The sequence below is a fragment of the Microbacterium luteolum genome (assembly GCF_039533965.1).
GTDB lineage: Bacteria > Actinomycetota > Actinomycetes > Actinomycetales > Microbacteriaceae > Microbacterium > Microbacterium luteolum.
Window position 1 is genome coordinate 632,462 of record NZ_BAAAUN010000001.1, and the last position, 22,442, is coordinate 654,903.

20 protein-coding genes are annotated in these 22,442 nt (G+C 69.0%); 5 read left to right on the top strand and 15 right to left on the bottom strand.

The window, feature by feature from the left end:
- The first annotated feature begins 92 nt into the window (after positions 1-92).
- From glgX to glgB, 3 genes are all read left to right on the top strand, one after another.
- Positions 93-2,165 carry a glycogen debranching protein GlgX gene (gene glgX / locus ABD648_RS03105; protein WP_282217251.1) on the top strand — a complete coding sequence of 691 codons (2,073 nt, stop codon included), beginning with the start codon at positions 93-95 and terminating at the stop codon, positions 2,163-2,165.
- A gap of 65 nt (positions 2,166-2,230) precedes the next feature.
- The gene (locus tag ABD648_RS03110; RefSeq protein WP_425561694.1) at positions 2,231-4,303 is read left to right on the top strand and encodes an alpha-1,4-glucan--maltose-1-phosphate maltosyltransferase; all 2,073 of its coding nucleotides are present in this window, start codon (positions 2,231-2,233) and stop codon (positions 4,301-4,303) included.
- On the top strand, positions 4,300-6,504 hold the full coding sequence (gene glgB, locus ABD648_RS03115) for a 1,4-alpha-glucan branching protein GlgB (protein ID WP_282217252.1): 2,205 nt from the start codon (positions 4,300-4,302) through the stop codon (positions 6,502-6,504). Before ABD648_RS03110 ends, glgB begins: the two co-directional genes overlap by 4 nt.
- A gap of 8 nt (positions 6,505-6,512) precedes the next feature.
- Here glgB and ABD648_RS03120 read toward each other — a convergent pair whose 3' ends face one another.
- Positions 6,513-7,436, bottom strand: coding sequence for a tetratricopeptide repeat protein (locus ABD648_RS03120; RefSeq protein WP_282217253.1), 924 nt, complete (start codon positions 7,434-7,436; stop codon positions 6,513-6,515).
- Positions 7,433-9,415 carry a DUF8094 domain-containing protein gene (locus ABD648_RS03125; protein WP_282217254.1) on the bottom strand — a complete coding sequence of 661 codons (1,983 nt, stop codon included), beginning with the start codon at positions 9,413-9,415 and terminating at the stop codon, positions 7,433-7,435. Before ABD648_RS03125 ends, ABD648_RS03120 begins: the two co-directional genes overlap by 4 nt.
- A 178-nt stretch (positions 9,416-9,593) precedes the next feature.
- On the opposite strand from ABD648_RS03125, the gene ABD648_RS03130 reads away from it, so the two are divergent.
- Positions 9,594-10,655 (top strand): AI-2E family transporter, encoded by a 1,062-nt coding sequence (locus ABD648_RS03130; protein ID WP_282217255.1) that lies wholly within the window; start codon positions 9,594-9,596, stop codon positions 10,653-10,655.
- Positions 10,656-10,662: 7 nt separating this feature from the next.
- Here the strand turns inward: ABD648_RS03130 and ABD648_RS03135 are convergent, their stop codons facing one another.
- From ABD648_RS03135 to rpsB, 9 genes are all read right to left on the bottom strand, one after another.
- Positions 10,663-11,376 carry an alpha/beta hydrolase gene (locus ABD648_RS03135; RefSeq protein ID WP_282217493.1) on the bottom strand — a complete coding sequence of 238 codons (714 nt, stop codon included), beginning with the start codon at positions 11,374-11,376 and terminating at the stop codon, positions 10,663-10,665.
- Positions 11,377-11,378: 2 nt separating this feature from the next.
- Entirely contained in the window at positions 11,379-11,666 is a 288-nt protein-coding gene (locus ABD648_RS03140; RefSeq protein WP_282217256.1) for a hypothetical protein, read from the bottom strand.
- Between the two features lie 9 nt (positions 11,667-11,675).
- Complete coding sequence (locus tag ABD648_RS03145; RefSeq protein WP_282217257.1) at positions 11,676-12,344, bottom strand: aggregation-promoting factor C-terminal-like domain-containing protein; 669 nt, start codon at positions 12,342-12,344, stop codon at positions 11,676-11,678.
- Positions 12,345-12,410: 66 nt separating this feature from the next.
- Positions 12,411-12,992, bottom strand: coding sequence for a DivIVA domain-containing protein (locus ABD648_RS03150; RefSeq protein WP_282217258.1), 582 nt, complete (start codon positions 12,990-12,992; stop codon positions 12,411-12,413).
- Positions 12,992-14,134, bottom strand: coding sequence for a phosphatidate cytidylyltransferase (locus ABD648_RS03155; protein WP_282217259.1), 1,143 nt, complete (start codon positions 14,132-14,134; stop codon positions 12,992-12,994). The genes ABD648_RS03150 and ABD648_RS03155 overlap by 1 nt, the downstream gene beginning before the upstream one ends.
- Before the next feature lie 5 nt (positions 14,135-14,139).
- Positions 14,140-14,694, bottom strand: a complete 555-nt coding sequence (gene frr / locus ABD648_RS03160; protein ID WP_116635057.1) for a ribosome recycling factor — start codon at positions 14,692-14,694, stop codon at positions 14,140-14,142.
- A 68-nt stretch (positions 14,695-14,762) separates the two neighbouring features.
- Positions 14,763-15,479 (bottom strand): UMP kinase, encoded by a 717-nt coding sequence (pyrH, locus tag ABD648_RS03165; RefSeq protein WP_017202017.1) that lies wholly within the window; start codon positions 15,477-15,479, stop codon positions 14,763-14,765.
- A gap of 92 nt (positions 15,480-15,571) precedes the next feature.
- The gene (gene tsf / locus ABD648_RS03170) at positions 15,572-16,399 is read right to left on the bottom strand and encodes a translation elongation factor Ts (RefSeq protein WP_282217260.1); all 828 of its coding nucleotides are present in this window, start codon (positions 16,397-16,399) and stop codon (positions 15,572-15,574) included.
- Positions 16,400-16,445: 46 nt separating this feature from the next.
- Positions 16,446-17,402 (bottom strand): 30S ribosomal protein S2, encoded by a 957-nt coding sequence (gene rpsB, locus ABD648_RS03175; protein WP_282217261.1) that lies wholly within the window; start codon positions 17,400-17,402, stop codon positions 16,446-16,448.
- A gap of 322 nt (positions 17,403-17,724) precedes the next feature.
- On the opposite strand from rpsB, the gene ABD648_RS03180 reads away from it, so the two are divergent.
- Positions 17,725-18,246, top strand: coding sequence for a murein hydrolase activator EnvC family protein (locus ABD648_RS03180; RefSeq protein ID WP_282217262.1), 522 nt, complete (start codon positions 17,725-17,727; stop codon positions 18,244-18,246).
- A gap of 44 nt (positions 18,247-18,290) precedes the next feature.
- Here the strand turns inward: ABD648_RS03180 and ABD648_RS03185 are convergent, their stop codons facing one another.
- The 4 genes from ABD648_RS03185 to ABD648_RS03200 all read right to left on the bottom strand — a co-directional run bounded on the left by ABD648_RS03185 (position 18,291) and on the right by ABD648_RS03200 (position 22,342).
- Positions 18,291-19,193, bottom strand: coding sequence for a tyrosine recombinase XerC (locus ABD648_RS03185; RefSeq protein ID WP_282217263.1), 903 nt, complete (start codon positions 19,191-19,193; stop codon positions 18,291-18,293).
- A gap of 67 nt (positions 19,194-19,260) precedes the next feature.
- The gene (dprA, locus tag ABD648_RS03190; RefSeq protein ID WP_344709748.1) at positions 19,261-20,454 is read right to left on the bottom strand and encodes a DNA-processing protein DprA; all 1,194 of its coding nucleotides are present in this window, start codon (positions 20,452-20,454) and stop codon (positions 19,261-19,263) included.
- The gene (locus tag ABD648_RS03195) at positions 20,454-21,983 is read right to left on the bottom strand and encodes a YifB family Mg chelatase-like AAA ATPase (RefSeq protein ID WP_282217265.1); all 1,530 of its coding nucleotides are present in this window, start codon (positions 21,981-21,983) and stop codon (positions 20,454-20,456) included. Before ABD648_RS03195 ends, dprA begins: the two co-directional genes overlap by 1 nt.
- Positions 21,980-22,342, bottom strand: a complete 363-nt coding sequence (locus ABD648_RS03200) for a YraN family protein (protein ID WP_282217266.1) — start codon at positions 22,340-22,342, stop codon at positions 21,980-21,982. Before ABD648_RS03200 ends, ABD648_RS03195 begins: the two co-directional genes overlap by 4 nt.
- Positions 22,343-22,442: the final 100 nt, after the last annotated feature.

Consider the following 22,442-nt stretch of genomic DNA (forward strand, 5'->3'; position numbering starts at 1 on the left):
TCTCGCGAATCCGCTCCCCCGAGGCGACCACGGCGATGGAACCGAGTGCGATCTGTCATGGGACTGCAACACATCCCGCCTATGGTGTACTCATGCCCGAGTCCCGAGACTTCACCGCGCCCGGCGGTCCAGCCCTCGACAACCTCGGCGTCCGTCTGCACGACGGCGTCGGGACCCTCCGTATCTGGTCGCAGAACGCGGCCTCCGTGGTGCTGGTCGTCTTCGACGCGACAGACCTCGACTGGGCGACGGACGAGGTACCGCTCGAGCGCCGCCCCGGCGGCATCTGGGAGGTCACCACTCCTCTCCTGCAGCCCGGCGTCCGCTACGCCGTCCGCGTCGGTGGTCCGCACGGTCCCGGCAACACCTTCAACCCGGAGAGCCTGCTGCTCGACCCGTACGCGCGCGGTCTCGCCCAGGGCGACGGCTACGAGGAATGGCGCTCGGTCGTCATCGTCGACGGCTTCGACTGGGGCGATTCGCAGAAGCCACGCGTGCCCCTCGACCGGACCGTGATCTACGAGGGCCACCTGAAGGGTCTCACCAAGCGCCACCCCGACGTGCCACCTGCCCTGCACGGCACGTATGCGGGACTCGCCCACCCCGCGATGATCGACTACCTCCACTCGCTCGGGATCACCTCGGTGGAGCTCCTCCCCGTGCACGCCTTCGTCCCGGAGCCGCGCCTGCTGGAGCGCGGCCTCACCAACTACTGGGGCTACAACACCCTCAACTTCTTCACCCCCCACACCGCGTACGCCACCGAGGAGGCACGCAAGGAAGGCCCGGAGGCCGTACTGGCCGAGTTCAAGGGCATGGTGCGGTTGCTGCATGAGGCGGGGCTCGAGGTGATCCTCGACGTCGTCTACAACCACACCTCGGAGGAGGGCATCGGCGGGCCGCGTTCGAGCCTCCGCGGCATCGACAACGCCAGCTACTACCGCCAGGACGACACCGGGGTGTACATCGACACCACCGGGTGCGGCAACACGCTGAACACCTCGACGGATGCCGGCGCTCGACTGATCCTCGACTCGCTCCGCTACTGGGCGCAGGAGATGCAGATCGACGGCTTCCGCTTCGATCTGGCCGCCGCGATCGCCCGCGACGGCGCACACACCTACACGCCGGAGCATCCGCTCCTGACCGCTATCGCGAACGACCCGATCCTCGCCGAGACGAAGCTGATCGCAGAGCCGTGGGACGTCGGTCTCGGCGGATGGCAGACCGGCAACTTCCCGGCGGGCTGGCACGAGTGGAACGATCGGTATCGCGACCGGGTCCGCAACTTCTGGCTCAGCGACATCGACTACGCCCGTCGGGCGTCGGCGCCGGTCGGCATCGGCGGCTTCGCGACCAGGCTCGCCGGCTCGTCGAACACGTTCAGCGAGGCCCGCGGCCCTCTGGCCAGTGTGAACTTCGTCACCGCTCACGACGGTTTCACCCTGCACGACCTCGTCTCGTACGACGTCAAGCACAACGAGGCCAACGGCGAGCAGAACCGCGACGGCGCCGATATGAACCGTGCGTTCAACCACGGTGTCGAGGGCCCGACCGACGACCCGACGATCCTCGCGGCCCGTCGTAAGGCGATGCGCAACCTCCTCGGCACGCTGCTGCTCTCGGCAGGAATCCCGATGCTCACCGCAGGCGACGAGGTCGGCCGCACTCAGCGCGGAAACAACAACGCCTACGCCCAGGACTCCGCGATGACCTGGCTCGCCTGGGAGTTCGAACCGTGGCAGAAGGATCTCCGTGCGCACGTCGCCCGGCTGATCGGCCTGCGTGCCGAGAACCCCGCGCTCCGCCCCAGCAAGTACGCCCGGCTCGGCGAGCACATCCCGAACGCCTCCGTCATGGACTGGTTCGACCAGAACGGCGAGACCATGGAGAGCGCGCAGTGGGCGGACCCCCGCAACCGCACCCTCCAGTACGTCGCGGCCTCCACACCGGACAAGGAGGCGGCGAACCGGATCCTGCTGATCGTCCACGGCACCGAGTCACCCATCGACGTGCGCCTCCCCGAGGAGATCGAGGACGCGACGCGCTTCGTCTCGTTGTGGTCGAGCGCCGAAGAGCACCCATCGGATACGGCCGAGGTGTTCGCCCCGGGCGACGTCCTGCCCATTCCGGGCACCTCCATGCGCCTGTTCCGCGTGGAATGACATCGCTCTCCGACCCGCCCCGGTGATCGCTTCCCGCGACAACGTCCGGGCGGTACGTTGAGGGGGTGGCTGCACGTGGTGGTACTCGGTCCTCGGCTCTCCGGAGCCCCTCTCAGATCCCGACGCGCCCCGGTGGTGACGTCACGATCGCGGAGGATACGCACACGCCCCGCCTCCCGCTCCTGAACGGCTCCCCCTCGGTCCCGGGCGGGTTCCCTGCGAAGGCGTTCGTCGGCGAGGTCGTCCCGTTCAGCGTCGTGTCCTTCCGCGAGGGCCACGACATCATCGGCGTGCACGTCCGGCTGACCTCGCCCGAAGGCGAGGAGAGCCTGCATCGACTGTCCCCGCGACTCGACGGCACCGACAGCTGGTCAACCGAGATCGCGCTGGATCTCCAGGGCCGCTGGATCTATCGTTTCGAGGCCTTCTCGGACGACTTCGCGACCTGGGCTCACGCCGCCGAGCTGAAGGTCGCCGCCGGCGTCGACGTGCCGATCATGGCAGCTCTGGGCGCCCAGCTCCTCTCCAGGGCCGCAGGCGAGAAGGATCGTCCGGCCGCGCAGCGCAAGCGTCTGCTGGCCGAAGCGGCATCTCTGGCGGGTGGCGATGCAGCGACGACCATCGCCGTGTCGACGGATGCCGCACTCGCGCAGATCTTCGCGGATCGGCCGCTCGCGAGCCTCCGCTCCGCCTCGACGCCCCAGACCCTGCTCGTCGATCGCACGACGGCCGGCGTCGGCGCGTGGTACGAGTTCTTCCCCCGTTCCGAAGGCGCCAGGCGCCTCAAGGACGGGAGTGTGAAGACCGGTACGTTCCGCACGGCCGCGAAGAGGCTTCCTGGCGTCGCGCAGATGGGTTTCGACGTCCTCTACCTGGTCCCCATCCATCCGATCGGCACCACGAATCGCAAGGGGCGCAACAACACCCTGGTCGCCGAGGCGACCGACCCCGGCTCGCCCTATGCGATCGGTGCGGCGGAGGGCGGCCACGACGCCATCCACCCCGATCTGGGCACGGCGCAGGACTTCCGCGCCTTCGTGCGCGCCGCGCAGAAGGAGGGCCTCGAGGTCGCCCTCGACCTCGCGCTGCAGGCGTCACCGGACCATCCGTGGGTCGCTGAGCACCCGGAGTGGTTCACCACGCTCCCCGACGGGTCGATCGCGTACGCCGAGAACCCGCCGAAGAAGTACCAGGACATCTATCCGCTGAACTTCGACAACGACCCGGCCGGCATCTACGCCGAGATGCTGCGCATCGTCCGGCACTGGGTCGCGCAGGGAGTGAAGATCTTCCGGGTGGACAACCCGCACACCAAGCCGCTGCAGTTCTGGGAATGGCTCATCGGGACCGTGAACGCCGAGGACCCCGACGTCATCTTCCTGGCCGAGGCGTTCACGCGCCCGGCGGTCATGCGCGCGCTCGCCGCCGTCGGATTCCAGCAGAGCTACAGCTACTTCACCTGGCGGAACACCAAGGAGGAGCTCGAGGAGTTCCTCACCTCTGTGTCGCAGGAGACCAGCGACTACATGCGTCCGAACCTCTTCGTGAACACGCACGACATCCTCACGGAGTACCTGCAGTTCGGCGGCAGAGCCGCCTACCGGATCCGCGCATGCATCGCGGCCACCGCGGCCCCGATCTACGGTGTGTACGCCGGATACGAGCTGTTCGAGAACGTCGCCCGCCCGGGTTCCGAGGAGAACATCGACAACGAGAAGTACGAGTTCAAGGTGCGGGACTGGGCCGGCTCCGAGGCGCGCGGAGAGTCGCTCGCCCCGCTGCTGCGTCGACTCAACGAGATCCGAGCCGCGCACCCCGCGCTGCGCCAGCTCCGCAACTTCGCGACGCACTGGAGCGACGACGACTCCGTCCTCGTCTACAGCAAGCACCTGGATGCCGCGTTCACGGGCACCGGGCAGGCCGACACGATCATCGTCGTGGCCAACGTCGATCCGCATTCGGTACGCGAGACCACGGTCCATCTCGACACGACGCGCTGGGGCGTCCCGCTCGGCGAGGACTTCGAGGTGGAGGACCTGCTCACGGGCGCGGTCTGGACTTGGAGCGACCACAACTACGTGCGGCTCGACGCTTTCGCCGAACCGGTGCACATCCTGAAGGTGAGGGAGCGATCATGAGCTACGTGGAAGACGCCAGGACGTCCGCCGATTGGGAGGCCATCGCCTCTGCGGAGCACCATGATCCGCACTCGGTGCTCGGTGCGCATCCGATCAAGGACGCCGCCGATCACACCGTCACGGTCATCCGAGCCCGCCGCCCGCTCGCCTCGTCTGTCGAAGCGGTGTTCGCAGACGGGAGCCGCCTGGCTCTCGATCATGTGGCCCACGGCATCTGGGAGGCCCAGCACGCCGGCCCGCCGCTCTCCTATCGCCTCGCCACCGCATACGGCGACGACGAGGAGTCCGTCCAGGGCGATCCCTACCGCCACTCCCCCGCACTCGGCGACATCGACCTGCATCTGATCGCGGAAGGACGACACGAGCGCCTGTGGCAGGTCCTCGGCGCCCATCCCCGCACGCTCGACGGCGAGCAGGGGATCTCCTTCGCCGTCTGGGCCCCGAACGCCACCGCCGTCCGAGTGATCGGCGACCACAACGGCTGGAACGGCGAGACGCACGCGATGCGCTCGATGGGGGTCAGCGGTGTCTGGGAGCTGTTCATCCCGGATCTCGCCGAGGGCACGAAGTACAAGTACCAGATCCGCACCCGCGACGGAGCCTGGATCCTCAAGGCAGACCCGATGGCCCTCGCCGCGGAGGTTCCGCCGGACACGGCATCCGTCGTCACGTCGTCGTCCTACGTCTGGACCGACGGCGCCTGGATGACCCGTCGTGCGGCGACGCATGCGGTCGCGCAACCGCTCTCGATCTACGAGGTGCACCTCGGATCCTGGCGCAACGGTCTGGGCTACCGCGACATCGCGGAACCCCTGATCCAGCACGTCACGGATGCCGGATTCACGCACGTCGAGTTCATGCCGCTCGCCGAGCACCCCTTCGGAGGCTCGTGGGGCTACCAGGTCAGCGGCTACTACGCGCCGACGAGCCGGTTCGGCAGCCCCGACGACCTGCGACACCTGATCGACCGTCTGCACCAGGCCGGCATCGGCGTGATCATGGACTGGGTTCCCGGTCACTTCCCGAAAGACGCTTTCGCGCTCGCGCGGTTCGACGGGCAGCCCCTCTACGAGCACCCGGATCCGCGGCGCGGCGAGCACCAGGACTGGGGCACGCTCATCTTCGACTACGGGCGGCCGGAGGTGCGCGGCTTCCTCGTCGCCAATGCGCTCTACTGGTTCGAGGAGTTCCACGTCGACGGACTGCGTGTCGATGCGGTCGCCTCGATGCTCTACCTCGACTATTCGCGGAACGCCGGCGAGTGGGAGCCGAACATCCACGGCGGCCGCGAGAACCTCGAAGCCATCCGCTTCCTGCAGGAGGTCAACGCCACGGCCTACCGCCTGCACCCCGGCATCCTGATGATCGCCGAGGAGTCGACGAGCTTCCCCGGAGTCACCGCGCCGACCGACCACGCCGGTCTCGGTTTCGGCTTCAAGTGGAACATGGGCTGGATGAACGACTCGCTGCAGTACATCGAGCGCGACCCGATGTACCGCTCGCATCACGAGGGCGAGATGACGTTCTCGTTCGTCTACGCCTTCGGCGAGAACTATCTGCTGCCGATCAGTCATGACGAGGTCGTGCACGGCAAGGGCAGTCTGCTGGCGAAGATGCCGGGCGACCACTGGCACAAGCTCGCCAACGTCCGCGCCTACCTCGCGTACATGTGGGGGCACCCGGGCAAGAAGCTGCTGTTCATGGGACAGGAGTTCGGGCAGATCGCCGAGTGGTCGGAGGGCCGAGAGCTCGACTGGTGGCTTCTGGACCAGCCCTCGCACGCGCAGCTGCAGAGCTTCGTCGGCGCCCTCAACCACACGTACCGGGCGCAGGCCCCCCTGTGGGAACGCGACAGCGACGGATCGTCGTTCTCACGGCTGGGTGCACCGGACTGGGAACCGACCGTGATCGCTTTCGAGCGCCGCGACGCGCACGGCGGCCGGCTGGTCGTCATCAGCAACTTCGCGGGAGTGGAGCGCACCGGCCACCGACTGGTCCTCCCGCGCGAGGGTGTCTGGCAGGAGATCCTCAACACGGATGCCGCGGACTACGGCGGCCGCGGTTCAGGCAACCTCGGCATGGTGATCGCTCGAGCCGAGGACGGTGGCGCGCCGATGGCCACCGTGACGCTGCCCGCGCTGTCGACGCTGTGGTTGCGGCATCAGCCCGACCCGCACGTGCCGACGATCTCGAACGGCTGATCGGCCGATCAGAAGAGCAGCGACGACAGGCGGTTGCGTGCCGTGATCACCCGCGGGTCGGCCGCGCCGAGCAGCCCGAACAGCTCGATGAGACGCTCGCGGACGGGCGTGCGCTCCTCGGAGGGCAGCTGGGCGAACAGGTCGAGCAGGCGACCGAACGCATCCTCGACATGGCCGCCGGCGAGATCGAGATCCGCGACCGCGAACTGCGCCTGGACATCGAGAGGCGCATCAGCGGCGGCAGCACGCGCAGCCTGCAGGTCGAGTCCCTGCACCCGGTCGAGCAGGCGGACCTGGCCCAGACCGGCCAGAGCATCCTCGTCGCGGGGGTTCTCCACGAGCGCCTGCTCATAGGCGCGGATGGCGGCGGCGTAGTCGCCGGTCTCGATCGCTGCGAACGCCTCGGCGTGCAGCGGCGGGAGCGGCGGCTCCTCGGCGGGCTCTGCGCTGTCGGCTTCCTCACCCAGCGACAGTGATCCCGTGACGCCGTTCTGGGCCGCGACCTGGAGCAGCTGCGCGAAGACGTCGCGCACCTGCTGCTCGGGCACCACGCCCGTGAACATCGGGACCGGCTGGCCCGCGATCAGGGCCACCACCATCGGGATCGACTGCGCCCGGAAGCTTTGAGCGAGCTGAGGGTTCGCGTCCACGTCCACCTTGGCGAGCAGCACCCGACCACCGAGCTCCCTGGTCACCTTCTCGATGATGGGGCTCAGCTGCTTGCACGGGCCGCACCACTCGGCCCAGAGGTCCACGACCACGGGCACCGTGCGCGAGAGCTCGAGGATCTGGCCGAACGTCTCGTCGGTGGCGTCCACGACGACATCGACGACCGCGGGAGCCGGCGCGCCGGCCGGCGCGGGTGCCGGACGGTTGCGGAGGCTCGACAGGTCGACGGCGCCGCGCAGGGCGGCGGGAGAGATCTCACTCATTCGATCACCTTCACGGACAGCAGGTCCTGGCGGACTGCCAGGAGCTTGATCTGCTCCGTCGATCCCTGCGCCGGAACCGAGAAGAACAGCTGGAACTCGTACGTCGTCTCGACGCCCTTGGCGGACTCCGTCACACCGGTCAGGGCCTTCGCCTGCGCGTTGTCGCCGAAGCGGATCACCGCGTCCGCCGATGTCGGCGTGACACTCTCGGTGTCGGTCAACGACACCGCGACGATCGCGCCGCTGTCGAGAGTCGTCATCGACACAGGCACCGAGGTGGCCGGTGCCATGTCGAACGCGGCCTGCGAGGTCGCGGACGCTCCGTTGTCGGCGAGCGTCTGCACGACCGCCTGACGGCTGTCGACGATGGACTTCGCCAGGTTCAGCGACAGGTCGTCGAAGAGGTCGTACGAGGCGCTCTTGTCACCGGAATCGACGACGTCGGCGAAGGCCGCGGAGACCTCTCCGGGTGCGACGCGCAGGAACGCTGAGTCCTGCGGGACGAGCGACGTCCCGAGCCACGCGGCCGCCACGTCGGGGAAGACGGCGTCGGCCGACATCTCCGCCATATCGGTGACCTTGTAGTTCGACCACGGGTCAGCCTGGGTCATCGTCAGGATGACCGGCGGAACGGTGTCGTCGCTCGTTCCCTTGGAGAGCATGAGAACCGTGCGCGGCCAGCGGTCCGTCGCCTCGGGGAGCACGACCTCGACCTCATCGGTCGGGATGACGGACGGGAGCGGGCCGTCCGTGATCTGCGTGCGCAGCGCGTACTCCGTGGTGCGCGCGGCGAGAGCCGGCCCGTCCAGACGCGTCGACGCCAGATCGACGTCGAGCGCCGTGTCTGCCTCCTCGAGCGTGCCGGAGATCGTCTGAAGGATCCGCGTGGCCTGAGCCTCGGTGACGGCGGGCGGCTTCTGGTTCTCCGGCGCGATCACGGTCGGGGTCGGCGTCGGCGACGGCGCGCTCTCATCGAACTGCGGCCAGGAATCCGCGGAGCAGCCGGCGACGAGCAGAGCCGTCAGGCCGAGCGCCGGGAGCGCCAGCATGCGCCGCCTGCCGGCGGGGCGGGCGGCTCGCATCGCGTTCTTCGAATCCGGTTCCTTGCCCTCGTCCACGATCTCGGCGTCCTCGATCCTGGTCTCCTCGGTCGCGTCGGCCGGTGCGTGCGGCTCGGTCGACGCGATGGCCTCCCGTTCAGCCGGGGGCAGCGCTGCGACGTCGATCGGCTCCGTGACAGGCAACGGGCCAGGGCCCTTGCGACGGGGACCGCGTCCGCGTCGCTGATGGCGGATGCCGAGGATGTAGAGGATCAGGCCGATCAGCAGCACGGCGCCGCCGGCTGCCATGAGGGGTCCCGCCCACGGCGTGCTGGTGTCGAGCGGCCAGGAGACCGCGATGTCGTCCGGGGCGTCCTTCGTGCCGTCGTAGGCGATCAGGACGCTCGTGCCATCCGGGAGCTGCATGTTGTCGGCGATGAGGGCGTTCTCGTCGCCGAATGAGTCCAGCCAGAGGTCGGACCCGGCCGGGTTTCGACCGGCGGGCTCTTCGCTCGTCGACTCGCCTCCATCCGTCTCCCCCTCGGGCGTGGGAGTCGCCTCGGGCGCGGGTGTCTCCTCAGGCGCCGGTGTCGCATCCGTCTCATCGGCTGCCGCTCCGGCCACCACGTGTTCGACGTCGAGCGTTCCGTCGTCCGCGACGGTCACGTGGTTGTAGTCCGAGTCGGCCAGCCACGCCTCCATGTCGGGCGTACGGCCGTAGCTGGCGAAGATCTCTCCCTCGCCCCGGACGAGGAGCGTCTGGGCGCCCGGGTGAGTTCGGAGCACCTCGCCGTCCATGAGCACGAACGGCGCCGGTTCCTCGACCTCCACCTGGGTCTGCTGCGACGGCGGCCCCAGGAAGATGGTTCGCTGGGCGATCCCTGCCCCGATCAGAACCGCGGCCAGCACGAAGGCCACAACGGCCCATACGAAACGCACGAATAGTCTCCTCACGCACCCCGGATATCCATCCGAGACGCAACACTCGACATTTCAGACTAGCGAAACCTCCTGTGTGTTGCCCACGAGCACCTCCGCTCGGCACCTGTCCGGCACGTCGCGCGGTTCACCGCGACGCGGCTCGATAATCTGATTCCACACGTTCCGAGGAGCCGAGATGAAGATCCACAACCCCTTCCGCACCGCCCTGGTGGCGACGCTCGGCGTGGGGCTCGGCATCCTGCTGATCGGCAGCGTCGAGACGCTCTCGACCGTGCTCCTGTACCTCGGGACCGCCCTGTTCCTCAGCCTCGGGCTCGACCCGCTCGTGTCGTATCTCGAGCGTCGCCGGCTCCCCCGCTGGCTCGCGGTGCTCGTCACGATCCTCGCGGTGCTCGCGATCTTCGTCGGCATCGTGCTCATCATCCTTCCGGTGCTGGTGAACCAGATCTCCCAGTTGATCGCGCAGATATCGGCGATCGTCCAGCGCGGAACGGCGATCGACGATCTCAAGGACTGGATGAAGGGCTCCTTCCCGAACCTCCGCGTCGACGACGTCTTCAGCTATGTCGAGGACTGGCTGAACACCAACCTCACCGAGATCGGCGGGTCGATCGGTCAGGGAGTCCTGGTCGCGAGCGGTGCGGTGCTCAGCGGCCTGTTCGGTGCGTTCATCGTGCTCATCCTCACGATCTACCTCACGGCCTCCACACCGTCTCTCAAGCGGGCCGTGTACCAGCTGGCCCCCGCCTCGAAGCGCGACCGCTTCATCGACCTGGCCGACCAGATCACCGACTCGGTCGGCTACTACGTCATGGGACAGGTCACACAGGGCGTCATCAACGGCGTGCTCAGCGCGGTGTACCTGTCGATCATCAAGGCGCCGTTCCCCGCCGTGCTCGCCGTGGTCGCGTTCTTCTTCTCGCTGATCCCCCTGGTCGGCACGCTGACGGGCTCGACGATCATCGTGCTGGCGTGCCTGATCCCCGGGCTGGGCTCCCCCGCCACGGCGATCGCCGCAGGCATCTACTACCTGATCTACATGCAGATCGAGGCGTACATCATCTCGCCGCGCATCATGAGCCGTGCTGTCTCGGTACCCGGTGCCGTGGTCGTGGTCGCCGCCCTCGCAGGCGGCAGCCTGCTCGGTCTGCTCGGCGCCCTCATCGCCATCCCCGTCGCCGCGAGCATCCTGATCATCTACCGTCAGGTGGTCATCCCGCGGATGAACGAGCTCTGACGCCCGCTCAGGCGGGCGGCCAGTGGGTCGCCAGCGGGAGCGCGGAGGCGTTGACCGCAGCCACGATCTCCGTGAGCACCCGCCGTGTCTGCGTCTCGCCGACCCAGAGGTGCTTGCCACCCTCCACCGCGATGAGCTGTGCGTGCGGGATCGCGGCGAAACGCTGTCGGGCTTCATCCGGGCGGAGATAGTCGTCCAGCTCGGGCACCAGAACGACGACGGGACGATCCGTGCTCGCCCAGGCCGCCACTTCCTCGTCCGTCGCCCGGTGCAACGGGGGCGAGAGCAGGATGATGCCTTCGATCTCGTGCTCTCGGCCGTACTTCAGAGCGAGCTCCGTGCCGAACGACCACCCCAGCAGCCAGGGACGAGGCAGTTCGCGTTCCCGAACGAAGTCCATAGCCGCCGCCACGTCGAACTGCTCGGCGGCGCCGCCGTCGAACGCTCCCTCGCTCGTTCCCCGCGCCGAAGTCGTGCCGCGGGTGTTGAACCGCAGCACGGCGAGATCGGCGAGGGCAGGAAGCCGGGCAGCGGCCTTGCGAATGATGTGGGAGTCCATGAACCCACCCGCCGTGGGCAGGGGATGCAGGGTCACGAGGGTGGCGACGGGGGCGGCGTCCTCCGGCTGAGCGAGTTCGCCGACGAGTCTCAAGCCGTCGGCCGTCTGCAACTCGATCTCTTCACGTCGTGCGGGGAGCTCGAGCGGCCCCCGGATCTCCATGTTCACGCGAGCCTCCAGCAGTGCGTATGCCAATGACGTCGTGCCGCGAGATCCGCGGCATCTCCCAGCACACCGTCGGCGCGCCAGGCCACCAGATGCGGTGTGCCCGGCTGGATGTCCTGCGCGCAGCCGGGACAGCGATAAGCCTTCTGCGCCTGCACGGCGGAGACGGGTTGGACCGTCCACTCGCTGCCACGACGGACTTCCGTGCGCTTCCACCCGGCGAGCAGGCGCTCGAGGGAATCCTCGGCGTCAGGGCGCGCCGGACGGCGTCGGTGGGAGCGTGGCACGATGCCGGCTCACCACCAGTGGTTGTTCGTCCAGAACGCGTGCGCGCCGGCCCAGCTGCCATACCGACCGGTGGCGTAGCCGTTGGCCCAGCGCAGATTGTCGACGGGGTCGTAGCCGTTGCCCGGCACCTTGCTGCAGGGCAGCGCCTGCACGAGACCGCACGCCCCGGACGAGGAGTTCGTGGCGTTCGGGTTCCAGCCGCTCTCCTTGGACACGATGTAATCGACGTAGCCCCAGTCGCTCTCGGCGATGCCGGCGGCTGCCATCCACTCGGCCGGTGCGCCTCCGCCGGTGTAGAACAGAGGTCCGCTGCCCGAGGATTCGTCGCTCGAACCGGAGGCCGCCGCCGGAGCGGGAACCGGCACCGGCTTGGGCTTGACGTACACCTCGAAGGTGCCGCGCACGGCAGGCGTGATCGGCGCCCCCTCGACCGTGACAGTGAGGTTCTGCGTGTCGGCGAGGGCCACGGAGTATGCCGAATCCGGCGACTCCTGCGGAGCCTGCTCAGCCAGTGCCACTCCCGTGGGAGCGACCAGCGCGCCCGCGAATGCCACGACGGCGAGAGCGCTGAAGACGCCGACGACGCCGCGTCGCCGCGACCACCGGCGAGTGCCCGTGCGTGCGGGATTCACCGTCGCTGCGGGCACCAGCGACGAGCCGTTTCGTTCGAGGGTCATGTCGTTTCGGGAGTTCACGATGGATGACAGTCTACGCAGACCTGGCTGAGACGGCCATCAGGAACGTCACCGAACGGCGAGGATGACGTCGATCGCCGCGTCGAGGAGCGCGTCGACCTGCTCCTCGCGGTAGCCACCGCGCTGCATCCGGAACGCGGCCGACCGCAGCTGCTCGGCAGTCAGACCCTCACCGTCGCGCAGGTATCGCACGATCCGCGTGGTCACGTGATCGACCTCGTCGATCCGGTATCCGAAGGTGAGGACACCGGTGCGGGCGAAGCGGTGACGACGCGGGCGAGCGAGATGATCCAGGATGAGCTGCGCATCTTCGCGGGCCTGCTCCACCCACGCGCCGGCTCCGCGCGAGCGCACGACCTGCTCGCGCTCACGTGCGGCGAAAGCGTCCTCGACACGCCCCAGCGCGGCGTCCACGTCGGCGACGACGTAGCCGCCCTTCACGAGGGGGAACGAGGCGGTGCGCACGTCGACGGCACCCATCTCGTCTCGACCCGTCTCGAACGCTCGCCGAGCCGATGCGAGGAAGGTGTCGACGGCCGTGCGGTGATAGCCCCGCGTGCGGCCCGTGGTCAGAGCGAACGCCGGTGGCGCCTGCGGCGCCGTCTGCTCGTCGATCCGGTCTTCATTCATCAGAGAACCACCCAGGGAGAGAGGAGGAAGTACAGGCCCAGTGCGGGGATGGTCGACGGCAGGATGCTGTCCAGCCGGTCGAGCAGGCCGCCGTGCCCAGGAAGCCAGGAGCTCATGTCCTTGATGCCGAGGTCCCGCTTGAGCATGGATTCGCCGAGGTCGCCGAGCGTCGCCGTGAGCAGGATCGATGCTCCGAAGATCAGGCCGGCCCACCACGGGAGATCGAGGAGGAAGATCGCGAGCAGCACGCCGGCGGCGAGAGAGGCGAGGACAGCGCCTCCGAAGCCCTCCCACGTCTTCTTCGGACTGATCTTGGGCGCCATCGGGTGGCGACCGAACGCCAGCCCCGCGGCGTACGCGCCGGTGTCGGCGGCGACCGCGATGGCGATGAAGCTGAGGACCCACCACTGGCCGCCCTCCTGCACGAGCAGGATGAGCGCGACACCCGCGAGGAACGGCACGTAGATCTGCACGAAGCCGCTGATCACGGCATCCGCCAGCACCTCGCCGTAGGTGCGGCCATCCTTCACGACCATCTGGCCGACGAGCCGCCACACGATCACGAACGCGACCGCGACGAACACCATCACCCAGCACAGCCAGGGCTCGGCGAAGTACGCCGAGAGCACGAGGAGGGTGGCCGCGATCAGCTGCGGGACCACGTCGACGCGACGGCCTGAGGCGCGCAGCGCACGCGAGAGCTCGTACACGCCCAGGAGCGCCGCAGCGAGGGCGAAGGGGACGAAGAGCGCCTTGATGAACAGCAGCGAGCCCAGCAGGGCGGCACCGAACGCGAGTCCGATGAGAGTCGCCAGGATCAGGTCCCGGCCGGTGCGCTCCTTGATGCGCTCGTTCGCCTGGTCGATCTGATCCCGCGCGTGGGAGACGTGGCTGTTGAGCTCATCTCTCCGCACGCGCCACTGCTCCCGGATCGCGTTGTGATCCGCGGTGTCCAGGGGCCCGGCGCCTGCGAGCGCCGCCTCGACGGGCGGCAGCGGTGGACGCGGGGGGATCGTCGCGGCGTCGAAGGACGGGAACGCTTCGTCGGCGAGCGGGACGCCGTCGTCTGGCGTCCCGGCATCGTCTGCTGCACGGTGCGTCGGCGATCGTCCCTCCTCGCCGTGTCGCGTGTCGTCGGACATCCGGACTACACCTCGAGGAGTTCGGCCTCTTTGCGCTTGAGAGCGTCGTCGATGAGGTCGACGTGCTGACGAGTCAGAGCGTCGAGCTCCTTCTCGCCCCGCGCGAGTTCGTCCTCGCCGATCTCGCTCTTCAGCGCGTCGAGCTCGTCCTTCGCCTTGCGGCGGATGCCGCGGACGTGGACCTTGGCGTCCTCGCCCTTGGACTTGACGAGCTTGACGTACTCCTTGCGCCGCTCGGCGGTGAGCTCGGGCATCGTCACCCGGACCAGGTTGCCGTCGTTGGTCGGGTTCGCACCCAGGTTCGGCATGTCGCGCACGGCCTGTTCGATCGCCTTGAGCGCCGACTTGTCGTACGGGGTGATGATGAGGGTGCGCGCCTCCTGGTTGGCCAGCGATGCGAGCTGAGCCAGCGGAGTCGGCGTCCCGTAGTAATCCACGAGCAGCTTCTGGAACAGCTGCGGGTTCGCGCGGCCGGTGCGCACCGTGGAGAAGTCCTCCTTGGCAGCCTCGACCGCCCGCGACATACGGGAGGTGGTTTCAGCGAGGACATCCGCGATCACGGTGACTCCTATCGTCGGGGTGTTCTGGAAATTCTATCGGGCGAAGACCTCTCCACCCGCTCAGGCACTCAGGCGGTGACGAGTGTGCCGATGGGCTCGCCCAGCAGCGCCCTCGTGACGTTGCCCGCGGGCTCCATGCCGAAGACGCGCATGTCCATGCTGTTGTCCATGCACAGGCTGAACGCCGTCGAGTCGACGACCTTGAGGCCGCGCTGCAGCGCGTCGCGGTACGTGACCCGCTCGATGCGCTCCGCATCGGCGTGCTTGTTGGGGTCGGCTGTGTAGATGGCGTCGACGCCGTTCTTGGCGACGAGCACCTCCTGCGCGCCGATCTCCAGCGCCCGTTGGGCGGCGACGGTGTCCGTGGAGAAGTACGGAAGGCCGGCACCGGCGCCGAAGATCACGACGCGCCCCTTCTCGAGGTGGCGTTCTGCGCGGCGCGGGATGTAGGGCTCTGCCACCTGCGTCATCGAGATGGCGGACTGCACGCGTGTGGCGGCGCCGGCCTGCTCGAGGAAGTCCTGGAGGGCGAGCGCGTTCATGACGGTGCCCAGCATGCCCATGTAGTCGGCGCGGCCGCGGTCCATGCCGCGCTGGCTCAGCTCGGCGCCGCGGAAGAAGTTGCCTCCTCCGACGACGATGGCGACCTCGACGCGATCGACGGCAGCGGCGATGTCGCGCGCGATCTGCGAGACCACATCGGGGCTGACGCCCAGCTGACCGGCCCCGAAAGCCTCGCCGGAGAGCTTGAGAAGGACGCGGCGGCGTCCAGTGCGTTCAGTCATGTGGGGGTGTCCTCTCGTCCCGATTCAAGATAGTGCCTCGTGGGCACGAAGAAGGGGTCCGGATCGCGATGATCCGAACCCCTTCGACAGTGTTACGCGCCGACCTTGAAGCGCGCGAAGTCCGTCACGGTGATACCGGCGTCCTTCGCGACCTGGGCGACGGAGAGCTTGTTGTCCTTCGCGTAGTCCTGCTCGAGCAGGGCGACCTGCTTGATGAACGCGGACACGCGGCCCTCGACGATCTTGGGCAGCGCCGCTTCCGGCTTGCCCTCGTTGCGGGAGATCTCGGTGACGATCTCGCGCTCCTTCTCGACCGCGTCTGCCGGCACGTCCTCGCGAGCGAGGTACGACGGGTTGGCGAACGAGATGTGCTGGGCGATGCTGCGCGCGGTCTCCGCGTCGTCACCCGTGTAGGCGACGACGACGCCGATCTGCGGCGGCAGGTCCTTGCTGGTGCGGTGCAGGTAGACCTCGACCTTGTCGCCCGAGATCGTGCGCACGCGGCGCAGCTCGACCTTCTCGCCGATGATCGCCGCCTCTTCCGAGATCAGCTGCTCGACGGTCTGCGAACCGGCGGCGGCCGCGAGGCCGGCCTCGACCGAATCGGCCTTGACCGCTGCGACAGCGTCGGCGACCTTCTCGGCGAGCGTGATGAAGCGCTCGTTCTTGGCGACGAAGTCGGTCTCGCAGGCGAGCTCGATGAGCGTCACGGCGCCGTCCTGCTCACGAGCGACGATCAGTCCCTCGCTGGTGGAACGGTCAGCGCGCTTCGCGTTGCCCTTGGCACCCTTCAGACGCAGGATCTCGGTGGCCTTCTCGACGTCTCCGTCAGCCTCCTCGAGCGCCTTCTTGGTGTCGACCATTCCCGTGCCGAGCTGCTCCCGCAGCGCCTTGAGGTCCGCGATGGTGAAGTTGGCCATGTGTGGTGGCTCCTTGCTTCGTTATGTATGTGTGTGTACGAGGGGATTACTTGGCGTCTGCAGCCTCGGCGGCGGCGACCTCAGCGGTCTCCTCACCGGAAGCGGCGGCGATCGCCTCGTCGTGCGCCTCGGCACCGGCCTCGTCGGCAGCGGTCTCGTCGGCGGCAGGCGTCTCGACGACGGCAGCCTCATCGGCGGCCGGCTCGACCTCAGCCGCGTCAGCGGACTCCTCGACGACGGGAGCGTCGGCGGGGGTCTCGAGAAGTTCCTTCTCCCACTCGGCCAGCGGCTCAGCGTCGCCCGACTCGGGGTTGTGCTTCTGCTGCAGGCCCTCGGCAGCGGCGTCGGCGATGATGCGCGTCAGCAGCGAGACCGAGCGGATCGCGTCGTCGTTGCCGGGGATCGGGTACTGGAAGTCGTCCGGGTCGGCGTTCGTGTCGAGGATGCCGATCACCGGGATGCCGAGCTTCTTGGCCTCGTCGATGGCGAGGTGCTCGCGCTTGGCGTCGACGACCCAGATGGCCGAAGGCGTCTTCGTGAGGTTGCGGATACCACCGAGCGACTTGTGCAGCTTGTCGAGCTCGCGCTTCTTGAGAAGCAGCTCCTTCTTCGTGAAGCCGCTGTTCGCGGGGACCTCGTAGTCGAGCTCCTCGAGCTCCTTCATGCGGGCGAGACGCTTGGAGATCGTCTGGAAGTTGGTGAGGAGTCCACCGAGCCAGCGCTGGTTCACGAAGGGCTGGCCGACGCGCGTGGCCTGCTCGGCGAGGATCTCCTGCGCCTGCTTCTTGGTGCCGACGAAGAGGATCGTGCCACCGTGGGCGACGGTCTCCTTGACGAAGTCGTAGGCCTTGTCGATGTAGCCGAGCGACTGCTGCAGGTCGATGATGTGGATGCCGCTGCGCTCGGTGAGGATGAAGCGCTTCACCTTCGGGTTCCACCGACGGGTCTGGTGTCCGAAGTGCACGCCGCTGTCGAGCAGCTGGCGGATGGTGACCACAGCCATGGTCGTCTCCTGGTTCTGGCGCGATTCTGCGCCGTTGAGGTTGTCTGCCGATCTTCTGATCGGACTTCCTGGTGCCCGGCGCACTCCCGCCCGCTCGTGGAGCAGGACCTGTGGGAGCGGATGCCACGACCTCAGTCTTTGCAGACGCCGGTCGCTCTGGGCACGCGTAGTCACCCCGATATCGAGGTGCTCCTCCAGCATACAGGATGCCGCGGCCCGACTGGCCCTGCACTCCACCGCGATCGGAGCCGGTTCTCCCCCGCATCCGTCACTCAGGCCCAGGTCGCGACGCGGCCTCGGCCCGGCCGAGCAGGATGCCGTCATGCGTGCCTCCTCACGACCTGTGTCCGCGATCGTCCTGATCGTCATCTCGCTCCTGTTCATGCCCGAGCGCGGCGCCGCCGTTCCTTCCTCCGTTTCCGAGGACGCGCAGTGGCTGTGGCCGGTCGACGGCGCCCGTCAGGTGGTGCAGCCGTATCGAGCGCCCGCCCATGCGTACGGCGCCGGTCACCGCGGCGTCGACCTCGCTGCTCCCGTCGGAGCGATGGTGCGGGCTCCTGCCGCCGGGGTCGTCGCGTTCCAGGGCACCGTCGTCGACCGGCCGCTGCTCACGATCGAGCACGAAGGCGGCCTGGTGTCGACGTTCGAGCCGCTGCAGTCGTCGCTGCGTCCGGGCGACCCGGTCTCGGTCGGCGACGAAATAGGGGTCGTCGCCGTCGGCGGTCACGCGGCACCGGGAACGCTTCATCTCGGCGTGCGACTCGACGGCGCCTACATCAACCCCCTGATCCTGTTCGGCGATGTCCCGCGCGCCGTTCTGCTGCCGTGCTGCGACCCGCTCTGACGCCGGCGGCCGACCGTGGGCACCGTGGGCGCGCCTGAGCGCCGTCAGGCTCGCGGGTGCGCCAGGCGGTAGGTCGCGGTCAGTCGCTCCGCGGACACGTGCGTGTAGATCTGGGTGGTGCCGAGACTGGCGTGGCCGAGGATCTCCTGCACGGCGCGCAGGTCGGCGCCGCCGTCCAGCAGATGCGTGGCCGCCGTATGCCTCAGCGCGTGCGGGCCGATGGTCTCGGCGCCGACGATCGGGGCCAGCACGCGCGCGACGAGGGTGTAGACCGTGCGCGGCCCGATGCGTGCACCTCGGGTGCCGAGCATCACCGCCGGGGTGGCGGCGGCGGCACGGGCGATCAGTGCGGGTCTCCCCCGGGTGAGGTAGGCGCGCAGCGCATCTCGCGCCGGTGCCCCGTAGGGCACGACGCGCTCCTTGGAGCCCTTGCCGAGAACCCGTGCCGTCCCCCGGTCGAGATCGAGGTCGTCGATGTCCAGACCGCAGAGCTCCGAGACGCGGATGCCGGATCCGTAGAGCAGCTCGAGGATCGCATGGTCGCGCAGGGCGACCGGTTCCCCGGCGCCCGCGGCAGCGCGGTGGGCGTCGAGAAGCCCTGACATCGCGTCGCGCGAGGCGACGGTCGGCAGCGTGCGCCCCTTCTTCGGGGCGATGAGTCTCAGACTCGGGTCGTGCGCGATGAGTCCCTGCTCCTGCGCCCAGCTGAAGAACGACCGGGCGGCAGCCGCACGGCGCGCCAGCGTCGATCTCGCGTCTCCGCGCTGCGTGGCGCGCCAGAGCCAGTCCCGCAGCACCTCGAGGTCAGCCTCTTCGAGGGCGATGGGACCCGCTGACGCTCCGAGGTCGCGCAGGTCCGAGCGATAGGCCCTGACGGTCGCCGGCGACAGCCGACGCACCCGCTCGAGGTGATCGGCGAACGCCTCGGCGGCGATCGCGAGTTCCATGAGCCCAGTCTGCCCGCGGTCGCGTGGGACTCACCGAAGCCCCGCCGGGGAGGCGACGACGCGGATCTCATGCGCCTCGTGCTGCCGGTATGCGGCGCCAGCCTCCGTCATCGCGCTGGACCTCCCCCTCGAGCTCGAGGAGACCGAGCAGCGCGCGGACACGGTCGGGTCCCAGCCCGGATCGTCGGGCGAGCTCGTCGACGGACGTCCGCGCCCTCGTGCTCATCGCATCGAGCAGGCGGATCCGATCGGGATCGACGGGTCGCGCGGACGACGATGAACCGGCGCCCATCCCCCAGAGTTCCCGTACTTCCTGAGCAGATGTCACGCACTGCGCATCGTATTCGCGCAGCAGTCGATGACAGCCCGCGGATGCCGCCGAGGTCACCGGACCCGGCACCGCACCGAGCGGGCGCCCCAGCGCGGCAGCGTGACCCGCCGTGTTGAGCGAGCCGCTGCGCCATCCGGCCTCGATCACGACCGTCGCGTGGCCGAGGGCGGCGATGAGACGGTTGCGCGCGAGGAACCGCCACTTGGTGGGTGCCGCGCCGCACGGCGGCTCACTGACGACAGCGCCCTCTGCAGCGATCTGCCGGATCAGCGACTGGTGCCCCGCGGGATAGGCCCGATCGACACCCCCGGCGAGGAACGCGACCGTCGCACCGCTCACGCCCAGTGCCGCACGATGGGCTGCACCGTCGATGCCATAGGCCCCGCCCGACACGATGACGGTGCCGGTGGCGGCGAGGTCTCCGGCCAACTCCGCCGCCACATGCTCGCCGTATCCGCTGGACGCACGCGCTCCGACGAGCGACGCCCGCGGCTCGGCGACGAGCAGTTCTGCTCGGCCGCGTACCCAGAGCACCGTCGGTGCGTTGACCCCCAGGTCGTCGAGCGCGTGAGGCCAGTGCGGGTCGCCGGGGATGAGCAGCGCCGCGCCGACGTCGTGCGCGCTGCGCAGTGCGTCCCGTACGGCGCGAGGATCGGCGCGCGGGCGCCACCGCTTGCGCGCCTCGCTCAGAGCGCGCGACCCTGAGCCGGCGGCATCCAGAAGTGCGAACGTCCCCTGGCGGGATCCTCCGAACGCGATACCCAGCGCATCGGCTGCGCCGAGCTCTCCGATCAGCGTCCCGGCCACGGCATCGCCGGGCTCGGCGACGACGCTCCACGCGACGCGGGCCAGAGCATCGGCGACATCCTCGTCCGGCCGCAGTCGGCGCGCGGCGGCGACGACTTCGGCGTCGCCCAGCAGCATCTCCATCACGGGGTCAGTCCTCTCTTCAGATGCAGCGCTCTGCCGATCTCGTCGATCCCCGGGTTCTCGAGCTCCGCGAGGTCGGCCATCGTCCAGGCGAGCCGGAGAACGCGGTCGTATCCGCGGAGCGTGAGCGCACCGCGTTCGAGCGTGCGGTCCAGCGATGCGCGGGTCGACGGAGGCAGTCGCAGCGAACCCTGACGCAACCAGGTCCCCGGGATGTCGGCGTTGCGTCGCCATGGTGTCCCCCGCCAACGATCGGCAGCTCGCGCTCGCGCCGCCTCCACGCGTGCGCGAGCCCGCGCCGTGGTCACCTCGGAGCGACCGCCCGCGGTCGCCCGGGATGCCGCGACCCGCGTGACCGACAGATCGATGTCGACGCGGTCCCGCAGCGGGCCGGACAGGCGCGTGGCGTAGCGCCTGATCGCCATGGGCGGACACACGCACTCCGCTCCTCGCACGCCGTGGTTTCCGCACGGACACGGGTTCATCGCCAGGAGCAACTGGAACCTCGCAGGGAACCTCGCTGTAAAGCCGGCCCTGTGGACGTCGATCACACCGGCTTCGAGGGGTTGCCGGAGCGCGTCGAGTGCGACGCGGGAGAACTCCGCAGCCTCGTCGAGGAACAGCACACCGCGATGCGCTCGGGCGATCGCACCCGGGCGGGCCACGCGCGAACCGCCGCCCACCAGAGCGGCGACCGATGCGCTGTGATGCGGAGCCTCCAGCGGCGGGAGCGATTCGAGAGCCGTGATCGGTTCGCCGCTCAGCGAACGGATGGATGCGACCTCGAGAGCCTCCTGCTCCCGGAGTGGAGGAAGGATTCCCGGAAGGCGCCGGGCGAGCATGGTCTTCCCCGCTCCCGGCGGTCCGCTCAGCAGGAGATGATGGCCGCCCGCCGCCGCCACGATCAGTGCTTCGACGGCCTCGTCCTGCCCGACGACATCCGCAAGATCGAGGGCGTGGTCCGGTGTCGGCCCCGTACGGCCCACCGCGACGGCATCGACGTCGGGCACCTCGACGTCGGCGCCGTGCCACACCGCCACCTCGGCGAGCGACCCGGCGGCCCGCACCTCGACGCCAGGCACCAGCCTCGCCTCCGCCTCGTTCCCTCTCGGCACGATGATGCGCTCGAAGCCCGCCCTGGCCGCCGCGAACACCGCGGGCAGGACGCCGGGGACCGGCCGGATGCGTCCGTCGAGCCCCAACTCGCCGATGTGGACGGTGTCGGCGATCGAACGGCGTTCGAGCGCGCCGCCGGCGGCCAGCGTCGAGACCGCGATGCTGAGATCGAACCCCGCGCCGTGCTTCGGAAGGCTCGCCGGCGAGAGGTTCACCGTGAGCCGGCGCCGCGGGAGGTCGAGACCCGCGTTCTTGCAGGCGTTGTGCACGCGCTGGACCGCTTCGCCGAGCGACTTGTCGGGAAGACCGATGATCTTGAACTCCGGAGTCTGATTCGAGAGATCGGCCTCGACCTCGACCATGTGGCCGTCGACGCCGGTGAGCGCGACCGCCCAGGTCCGCGCGGTGCTCATGCGATGTCCACGAGATGCTCGAGCGCACCGATGGACGGGTCGGCCCCGATGATGCCGATCGCCTCGATGCGCAGATCGAGTCCGCGCGCGAGCTCGGGGTGCTGGGCTCGCCAGGCGAAGGCGAGACCCCAGAGACGCCGCCTCTTCCGATCGTCGATCGCCTCGAAAGGGTGCCCGTAGGCCGCAGAGCGCCGCGTCTTCACCTCGACCACGGCCAGATGCGCGCCGTGGGACGCGACGATGTCGATCTCGCCCTGCGTGCACCGCCAGTTCCGGTCCAGCACGGTGTAGCCGTGCCGGATCAGGTGCTGCGCCGCGCGCTCTTCACCGGCTCTTCCGAGTTCGTCCTTCGCTGCCATGCCGACAGCTTCGCGCCTGGTCTCGGCACGAGGCGGCGAGGATCAGAGAAGGTCCCGGCGCCTCGGGAGAAGCTCCCCGATCGGAGACCTGTGGAGAGAG